Origin of the sequence: Deinococcus malanensis (genome assembly GCF_014647655.1) — a bacterium.
Lineage (GTDB): Bacteria > Deinococcota > Deinococci > Deinococcales > Deinococcaceae > Deinococcus > Deinococcus malanensis.
In genome coordinates this window covers 18,868-28,457 of sequence record NZ_BMPP01000025.1, presented here as the reverse complement: position 1 = coordinate 28,457, position 9,590 = coordinate 18,868, and the positions used below count along the sequence as shown (strand labels likewise).

4 protein-coding genes are annotated in these 9,590 nt (G+C 64.2%); 2 read left to right on the top strand and 2 right to left on the bottom strand.

Features of this window, described 5'->3' with window-relative positions; all coding sequences use genetic code 11:
- Positions 1-1,547, bottom strand: a 1,547-nt coding sequence (locus IEY49_RS19185) for an NPCBM/NEW2 domain-containing protein (RefSeq protein ID WP_189011719.1), incomplete at its 3' end; no start/stop codon positions are given.
- A 424-nt stretch (positions 1,548-1,971) separates the two neighbouring features.
- Here IEY49_RS19185 and IEY49_RS19180 point away from each other — a divergent pair.
- Positions 1,972-4,416 (top strand): ATP-binding protein, encoded by a 2,445-nt coding sequence (locus tag IEY49_RS19180; protein WP_189011717.1) that lies wholly within the window; start codon positions 1,972-1,974, stop codon positions 4,414-4,416.
- Between the two features lie 156 nt (positions 4,417-4,572).
- Positions 4,573-4,995, top strand: coding sequence for a response regulator (locus tag IEY49_RS19175; protein ID WP_189011715.1), 423 nt, complete (start codon positions 4,573-4,575; stop codon positions 4,993-4,995).
- Positions 4,996-5,263: 268 nt separating this feature from the next.
- Here the strand turns inward: IEY49_RS19175 and IEY49_RS19170 are convergent, their stop codons facing one another.
- Positions 5,264-9,535: a PAS domain S-box protein gene (locus IEY49_RS19170; protein ID WP_229780925.1), complete on the bottom strand. Its 4,272-nt coding sequence runs from the start codon at positions 9,533-9,535 to the stop codon at positions 5,264-5,266.
- Positions 9,536-9,590 lie beyond the last annotated feature (55 nt).

Below are 9,590 nucleotides of genomic sequence, written 5' to 3'. Positions count from 1 at the left end.
ATCAGGACGCCCTTGCCGCGGATGTTCGCGTTCTCGATGATCACCGGCTCGGTCGTCTGGATGCTCACGGCTGGACCGGTGTCGGGGCTTTCCCAGTTGCCGCTATAGGTTCCGCCCTTGCTGATCACCAACGGCCCACTGTAGGTGGTGGTTCCAGTCGAAGGCGCAGGGGCGAGGGTCGGCGTGGGTGCCGGCGCCAGTTCGGTGCTCAGGCGGGCACCCGCCCAGTCGGCGTGGTCGAAGTCGGGGGTGGTGCCAGCATTGACCACCAGCTTGAGCTCGCGTGCGCCCCGGATATCCACGAACGGCTTCTGTGTGGCGCTGTCCCCGGTCATCTCGCCGGAGTCGAAGCGCAGCGTGCCATCAACCCACACCTGGAAGCTGGCGTTGCCCTGAGCGCCCACCTCGTCGTCCAGACCGACGTCCGCCTTGAAACTCGAGTAGGTGCCGTCCAGCGGGTAGACGATCGTCGAGCCGGCGTGCACGCCCAGACCTTTGGCATGGGTGACCCCCTGCAGCGTCAGGGTGCGGCCATCGCCGGCCAGGTCCTCACCGTTGGACATGTCGCGCTCCACCGGACCCCAGGCGTTGGTGCTGCTCGTCCAGGGCAGCTCGCTCAGGAAGCGCTCGGGGGCCACGGTGAGCGCTGGCGCGCTCACCGTGATGGTCGCGCTGGCCTTCTTGGTGGAGTCCGCGACGCTGGTGGCGGTGATGGTCGCACTGCCGGCCGCCACAGCGGTAACGAGTCCGGTGCTGCTCACGGTGGCGACGCCTGCCGCACTCGTCGTCCAGGTCACGGCCGTGCTCGCCCCGCCACTGGCAGACACGCTGGCCTGCAGCTGGGCCGTGGCGCCGGTGGCCACAGTCGCGGCGTCCGGCGTGACGCTGACGGCGCTGACCGAAGGTGCGGGGGCCGACACTGTCGTGGTGGCGGTGCAGCTCAGCAGGGTGGGCGACACCCAGTCAGCATGGTCAGAAGTCGGGCCGTCACCAGCGTCGGTCACCACCAGACGCAGCAGCTTCTTGCCGCTCACCGACACGCTGGCGTTCTTGGTCTGGCTCTTGCCAGTCATGCGGCCGGAGTCATACAGCAGCGTTCCGTCGGCGTAGATCTGGAACACCACGCTGCCGGCGTTGCCGACCTCGTCATCGATCCCCATGCCGGTGGTAAAGGTCGCGCAGCGCCCGCCGAGGTCGAAGGTCATGCTCGACGCGGCGTTGGTGCCGAAGCCGCTGGTGTACGTCTTGCCCTGCAGGGTCAGTGTCCGGCCGTCACCGGCTGCCTGCTCTCCATTGGAACGGTCAATCTCGATCGGGCCCCAGCCGTTGGTGGCACTGGTCCAGGGAACGCGGGTCAGGTTGTTGGTACCGGCGGCAATCGACTGCGAGGCCAGGCCGGTTTCGCCGGAGACCCAGGCCTGCTCGCTGCTGGCTGTGGGCGTGGCGGTGGGGGTCTCAGTGGGTGCGGGGGTGGAGCCACAGGCGGCGAGGGTGAGGCTCAGGGAGAGGGCGGCGGCAGCGAGGGACTTCAGGTGTGGTGTGTTCATTAGGCTCCATGGGGACCGCCTCGAACTGCCGTGCACGCCGTCTGGGACGCTTCTGGTCAGGCGGGGTCTTTGGTGGCTGCGCTGGATCCACCCTTTCCATGAAGACTAGTTTCATGAAGATTACGTTGATCTTTCACGCCCTGTCATAAAGATCCTCTCATTGGATTTCTTACATCTGCCACCCGATTGGGGGTCCTTCACATGGTGTCCAAGCCGATCTCATGGTGGGGGCTTAACCACCGGTGTGATGAGGCACCGCATTGACCGCTCTGGCCCCTCTACCTGAAATGCGCAGCAACGGTCCTGGCTGGAAAGGGGCCTGAGCAAGCACATTGCTGCACGCCGCAGGGTCCTTAACTCTTTATGACGGTGATGTGAACAGCTGGAAAAACGACTTCGGGGCGCAAGAACCCTATGCTGACCTATGCTCCATCATCCCGCTGAAGAAGCGGCCCTTCTTTCTGATGTCTTTCCCCATCCGGCCTGCACGGCTGACGCGCAGGGCCGGAGCCTGTGGGGCAATCAGGCCTGGCAGGCGCTTGCGACCTGGGACCACGCGGGGAGAAATCCGGATCTGATGGACCTGTTGACGCCTGAGCAGCAGCGGGGGGTGTCCTCCAGACTGGCCCAGCGTGTCCCATTCGAGCTGGAGCTTCAGTTCCAGAGTTTAAGGAAGGGACCGGGGTGGTTTCGTGTGACCGGGCGGCTGCAACCCTCGGCGGTGGACGGAGCGTCTGTCTGGCTGTTCACAGCCGTGAACATCGACGACCTCGTACAGGAGCGTCAGCACCGGGCTCAGCTTCAAAGCATGATGGACGCGAGCACCAGCTGTATCAAGGTGCTTGACCTGGACAGCCGGCTGCTTTCTATGAACGCAGGCGGCATGGCCACCATGGAGATCGACAATTTCGACGCGTGCCGGAACGTGCTGTGGCTCGACTTCTGGGACGGTCCCACCCGGGGCAGAGTGGAAGCGGCGCTTGAGCGGGCCCGGCGGGGCGAACGAACCGTGATTGAAGCGGCCCGGGCAACGTTCAAGGGCACACCGAAGTGGTGGGAAATCACCATGTCTCCGCTGTACGACAAGCAGGGCGAGGTCAATCAGCTCAGCGTCGTGTCACGGGACATCACGGCGGCAAAAGCCGCGCAGGAGGCCATTTCAGCCCTGGACGCCTTTGTCGCGTTCAGCAAGATCTCCAGTACGACCACCGACGTCCTGGTGCTCGCACGCCACGCCGTCGACGTCCTGGAGGCCACACTGGGCGACGTGACGGTCGCTTATTCCACACTGGAGGACAGTTTCTGGAAGTGCCAGGTCTGGTCCGATGACCTGGCCCCCGAACTGGTGGCCGTTCTGACTGCAGGCATTCCGGTCACGGCGCCCGGCTATGCGCAAGCCCTGGCAACCCATGAACCGGTCTTCGTGGCGGGGTGGGACGCCGAGGTCCAGGGTGCCGCGCGGACGGAGGACTACGGCGCCGCGGCCTTCTATCCGTGCGTTGTGGATGACAGGCCCATGGGGCTCCTGACGATGGGCACCCGGCGGGACGGAGAGCTCAGCGAACGGGAACGGGCCGTGTTCCGTTCGGTAGGCAGAAGCCTGACCCTGGCGCTGGAACGTGCGGAGATAGCACAGCGGATGCTCGATCAGCGCAATGAGCTGGAGGCACGCAGCCGGGCACTCGAAGGCTTTGCCGAGTTGACCCATGACCTCACCCTGCAAACCGAGCCAAACGCCCTGCTGAGCCGGTCAATGGAGCTGGTTCTCTCCTTGTTGCCGGGTGGATACGCGGTCTTTTACCAGCACCACGGTGGCCGGTGGAACGCCGCGGCCCTGGTTGGAAATGTCGGGTCCGGCCAGCTTCAGGCCGCCGTCGAGGCCGGTTTTCCGGTGGGCCGGACTCCCACGCTGGATATCCCCTGTGAGACGAAAACCCCCTGGTTCCAGGAGCGCTATGACCCCGATCAGGACGTTGTCGCCGAATTGGCACAGCACCCCCATACCGTTGCCACACTCCCGGTGATGGTCAACGGGAAGGTCCACGGTATTTTCAACGTGGCCCTTTTCGAACCCCGGTCCTGGAGTGCGGCGGACAAGGCCGTCCTGACGACCACCGTTCATAGTCTGGGCCTGGCGCTGGAAAGCGCTCAGGGAGTCGTCCACCTCGCCGAGGAACGCCGCAAGCTCGAAGCCGCGAACGAGGAACTTGAAGCCTTCGCCTACAGCGTCAGCCACGACCTCCGAACCCCGGTGCGGCACATCATCAGCTTCAACACCCTGCTGCGCAAGCAGCTGGCCGAATACACAGATCCGAAAGCAGCGCGTTACCTCACGGTCATCGATGACGCTGCACACCGCATGAATACCCTGATCGACGCAATGCTGGACCTGTCGCGCACCTCACGGCTGCCTCTGCGGCTCACACCCGTGGACCTTGGCACTCTGGTGGAACGTGTGAGACGGGAGTTGCAGCCGGATCTGGTCGAGCGAAAAGTGCAATGGCAGGTCCGGAACCTGCCGCAGGTGATGGGCGACGAAGATACCCTTCATCAGGTGATGGAAAACCTGCTGTCGAACGCCCTGAAATACAGCCGGACCAGGGATGAGGCCGTCATTGAGATCTGGGCACAGGAGCGGGAGCGCGACTGGGCTGTCTTCGTCAACGATAACGGAGCCGGATTCGACCCGCGCTACAGCAACAAACTGTTCTCGGTGTTCCAGCGGCTGCACCGGCACGACGAATTTGAGGGAGTCGGTGTCGGACTGGCGAACGTGCGCCGCATCATTCACCGGCACGGAGGCCAAGTGATGGCCACCGGCTCGCCCGGACAGGGTGCCACCTTCGGATTCACACTTCCGAAACGCTAGCAGTCCAGAATACGGCCACTCCCAAATCAAGACTTTTCCCCGAGGTCCCCATGTCACGGTCTATCACGCAAAATCCCGTCTTCCTGTTACCCCATCGTGATGGCACCGCCGTCAACCCGATTCTCCTGGCTACTCCATCCCTATTCGAGGGTGGCCGTGTTTAACGTACTGATGGTCGAAGACAACCAGGCGGACGTCATGCTTATGGAACTGGCCCTGGAGGACTTTCTGCCGGACCTTTCGCTGCAGGTCGTTCCGGACGGGGTCGACGCCCTGGCATATCTGAAGCGTCAGCCGCCATATGAGCATGCCTCCCGGCCACAACTGATGCTGCTTGACGGCAACACACCCCGCAAGAGTGCTGTCGAAGTGCTGGCCGAAGTTCGGCAGGACCCTGCCTTTCGGGACCTGCCGGTTCTGGTGTTCAGCGGGTCCACCGCCGAGGCAGATGCGAAGAAAAGCATTCAGGCTGGTGCCACCGCCTACATCACCAAACCCACCGGGCTCGACGAGTACACCAGGGTGGTGCAGGACACGCTGGGTTTCTGGCATGCGCGCCTTGCCGAAGCAGAAGAGTAGCGGGTGGCAGGGTGCCGTCGTGGCAGGACACCTCAGGCGGGCGACCTGTTGCGGCAACTTTTCACGTCATGCAGGGCAGCTATGGAAGGTGCGTTCGAACGGCCGTAGCCCCCACGTTGCTTCCGACGGCCGGCCGGAGGTTTCTCGTCCTGAAACAGGTGTGATGCAGGGCAATACACCCCCTGGCCGGTTCCGCATCCGGTGAGGTCAGCACTTTTCGTGTGCCCTCCGTTATGAGCACGTGCGGTGTTCTGGACTGTACTGACCTTCACGCCTCACTGAATGGCAAGGTGAAATGGAAGGTCGTGCCCGCGCCCACGACCGAGTTCAACCAGATGCGACCCTCGTGTTCCTCAATGATTTTCCGGACGATTGCCAGACCGAGGCCACTGCCAGGGAACTCGCTTTTCCCGTGTAGCTGCTGAAAAATAGTGAACACGCGCTCGTAGTATTCCTCGGCTATCCCGATGCCGTTGTCCTGCACCTGGAAATGCACCCGGTCTCCCTCTCGTGTGGCAGCCACCAGCACCTGTGGGACGCGCCCGTGCGGCTGGAATTTCAGGGCGTTGCCGATCAGATTCTGGAACACCTGACGCACCTGGGACTCGTCGGCCAGAACAGGATAGAGGTCACCAACGGTCACCAGCGCGCCCCGCTCCTGAAGACTGGCAGACAGGCTCGAGAGCACCTCCTGGACCACCGGCCGTGGATCAAGGGGTCTGATGTTCCGCTGGCGGCCCACCCGCGCGTAGGCCAGAAGATCGTCGATTAGGATGTCCATGCGGGCCGCGGCGTCGACGGCAAAGGTGATGTACCGGATGGCTTTCTCGTCGAGCTGACTGCTGTAGCGGCGCTCAATGAGTTCCAGATAGCTCCTGACGGTCCGCAGGGGCGACTTCAGGTCGTGTGAGGCGACCGCAGCAAAATGTTCAAGGTCAGCGTTGCTGCGCTGAAGCTCAGCATTGACCCGGTGGAGGTCCTGTTCAGCCTGCCGCCGCGCCGTGACGTCCTGCATGGCAATCACCGCCCCGAGTTTTTCACCTGCCGTACTGTACATGGGGTTGCCGTTGGCATTCACCCACCGTTTCGGGCCGTGCTTCGGTGCGATGACCATGGCCTGGTCCCGCACCCGCTGACCGAGATACGCGCGGTACAGCGGAATTTCCTCGGTCGGAAGAGGCGTAACACCGTCCTCCCGGTACAGGTCGAAGCGCTCGGCCCACTCGGCAGCGGGGAGAGGCTCGGACGGCAGCCCGTGGAACGTTCGCGTCACGTCGTTAAAGACCGTGAGCTGGCCCTGGGCGTCGCAGGCCACGATGCCTTCGGTCAGGCTTTCGAGCAGGGTCTGCATAAAACCCTGCTCCTGCTCCAGGGCTTGTGTTCGCACGTCAAGCTCAGCTTTCTGGGACTCCAGGCGTGTGGTCTGCTCACGGCGCTCCAGGGCCAGGGCGAAGCTGCGTCCCACCGCCCGGAAAATAGCCTTGTCGCGCGGCGTCCAGTTGCGCCGGCTGGTTGACGCCATGTTCAGCAGCCCGCTGGCCTGACCGTCCACGAAGAAGGGATACAGCGCCCCGGCGCCGTACATCCGCGACTCGTCGAGCTGTTCCCGCCCGGCGTCCCACTCTTCCATGTAGAACGCCTGACGGTCGTAAACCACCTGCGCAAAACTGGGCTGGCTGACCGGCACACCGGCCCGGATCATGGCCAGGGCGCCCGCAGGAATGTCCTCCGACCAGGTCACGGCTTTCCAGAGGTCGTCCTGGCACACGTAGTACGCCACACTGACCGGCCCGATGGTGGCGCGCAGGACATCCACGGCATACCCGGTCAGTTCGTCCAGGCCGGTGGTGGCCGAGGTCAGCTCGGTAAAGCGGACGAAGGCGTCCAGGGCTGCCCGCTGCTCCTCGAGGGCATGGGTTCGTTCCTTGACCCGTCGTTCAAGGGCCTCTCCATACTCGCGCAGGGTCCGCTGGGCCTCCTTTTGCAGGGTGAGGTCCTGCACGTAGCCGACCACGAACGCCTCGTCGTGCTGTTCGTACCGCGTCAGCACCAGTCCCACCGGGAACCGCTGCCCATCGCGGGTCACCATCTCTTTTTCGTAGGGCTCCGAAATTCCCGTTTCTAACGCCTGCCGGAACGCATTCCCGTCTGCGTCGCGGTACTCGGCGGGAGTCAGGTCGGCCCAGTTCACCAGGCCCGACTCGAAATCGCTCGGGGTAAAACCCAGCATGTGTAGGTACGCCTTGTTCGGAAACCGGAGGGTACCGTCGAGTGACCCGACCGCGATGCCCGTGGGGCTCGATTCGACCAGCTGCCGGAAGCGTTCCTCGCTGGCCCGCAGCCGTTCTTCCGCCTTTCTCCGTTCGCTGATGTCGTTCAGGATGGCAACGGCATACTGGGTGACGCCAGCCTCATCGCGTACGGCGGACACGGTGACCTGCGCCCACACCACCTGCCCGTCCTTGCGGACGTAGCGTTTTTCCAGCGCGAAGGCGTCAGTTTCACCCGTCACGAGGTTCCTGAACGGCTGGGTGCCTCCCGGTCCGCGGTCGTCCGGGTGCGTGACGTCCAGGAAGGTCCGGCTGAGCAGTTCTGCGCGGCTGTACCCGAGCAGCGCCTCACCGGCAGGGTTGATGTCCAGCCAGCGTCCTTCGGGTGTCACCCGGGCAACGCCGACGGCAGCGTAGTCGACCAGAACACGGTAGCGCTCCTCGCGGTCACGCAGGTCCTGCTCGGCCCGGACCTGCTCGGTAATATCGGTATGAACGCCTGTCCACTCCCGGATCCCGCCATGTTCGTCGAGAACCGGAACCGCGCGCACATGAAAGTGCCGGTAGCTGCCGTCTGCGACCCGGACGCGCTGATGAATCTCATACGGAGTAGCGGAGGTCACCGCCTGCTGCCAGGCCGCCACCGAGCTCGCCTGGTCGTCCGGGTGAAGGGCCGCTGCCCAGCCGAATCCCTCGTATTCCTCGCGGGCCTGGCCAGTCAGGCGTGCCCACCCCGGCTGATCGCCCAGCAGCTTTCCCTCCGGCGTATTGGTCCAGACCGTCTGGCGGGTCGCATCGACCAGGGACCGGTAGCGCTCCTCCCCGGTCTGTGAAGTTTCGTAGCGGGTGGCATTGTCCAGGGCCAGGGCGGCGTGCTGGGCCAGCTGCCGGGCCAGTTCAAGGTCGTCCTGCCCGAAGGTCCTGGACGGGTGCGTGGTGGCCACCCCCAGTACGCCGATGCGCTGTCCGTGGACGGTCATCGGGACCAGAATCAGCGAATGGAAGCCGAGGTCGCGGAGGGCGTCGCGCTGCTCTTGTGTGGGCAGCGAGTCCACCATGGCTCTCGGAATCACCGGAATCATTACCGATTCGCCCGTGTGCATAACCCAGGCACTGGTCCCGTAGACCGCCGGATCAGAGGGGAAACGGTTCAGGAACGAGCGGAGCAGCTCCACCTTCTGCGGATCCTCGTGGGCGACCACCACCGGCCACATCCGGCCCGTCTCGTCGGGTTGATACACCGAACACCAGTCCGCCACGTGCTCGATGGCAAGTGCGGTGATGCGTTCGAGCGTCTTCCGGACGTCCAGCGACGCAGAAAGCAGCGAGCTGGCGTCGGCCAGCACCCCGGCCCGTTCACGTGCCTGGTGTTCGGTGTCGTAGCGGCGCGCGCGGTTCATGGCCCCCGCGCAGAGCCGGGCCACCTCAAGCAGAAGACCCTGGTCCTCTGCGCCGATGGCATGCTCATCCTGAAATGACAGCGTAAGCGCCGACAGGACGCGGTCCTCAGCGATCAGCGGCAGGGCTGCCACTGCGCGGGTGTGTGGCTGCAACAGTGGAACGATGGCAGGGAAACGCTCCGGAAGCTCTTCCACGGTGGCGAAGACAGGCTGCCTGTCGCGGATGGCCTGCACGACGGGGTAGCCGGGGTCACCAGGAAACTGCCGCCAGGTGTCCTCGATTGACGAGGGGTAGCCGAAAGACCCCACCATGTAGAGTGCCTGTTCGTCCAGCACCTGGATCAGGGCGCCACCATAGGCTCCGAGCAGAGGTCCCACGTGTTCCAGGATGACGCGGCTGACGTCACCCTCGGTCAGGGCCAGCGCAAGGGCAGCGCTCAGACTGGCGAGTCGTTCGCTGCTGCCCCCAGACCGGCCCGGGCCGCCCGGTGCCGGTCCCAGCATGACTATTAATCCGGTACTGCCCGAGTCCGTACCCCCAAAAGGGATGGCTGTCGTCGTGAACAAGTGTTGCGGAGACTGACCCACCTGGAACGTCAGGTCCCGCTGGGACGTGCCCTCCCGCAGGGCCTGCTGGTAGGCCTCCAGCACGGAGGCTGGCAGGAAACCGACGATATCCGGCAGGAGCTTGCCCGCACAGTTGTCAAGGGACTGCCCTGTCAGTTCTGCCAGCGCCGGATTGGCCGACACGATGCGAAATGATGAATCAAGCGCCGCCATGGCGCACGGAGAGTGCGCGAAGACAGCCTCAAACACACTGGGGTGCGCGCTGAACACGTCATCTGCAAGTTCCTCCGGCGGCCGGGACACCCAAGGATTGTAATGCGTGAATGCCAAAAGCAAGGAGACTGGGGGTCATGTCGTC

Excerpts from the sequence above, each read along its gene's own strand:
- IEY49_RS19180 (WP_189011717.1), top strand. The coding sequence starts at position 1,972 with ATGCTCCATCATCCCGCTGAAGAAGCGGCCCTTCTTTCTGATGTCTTT.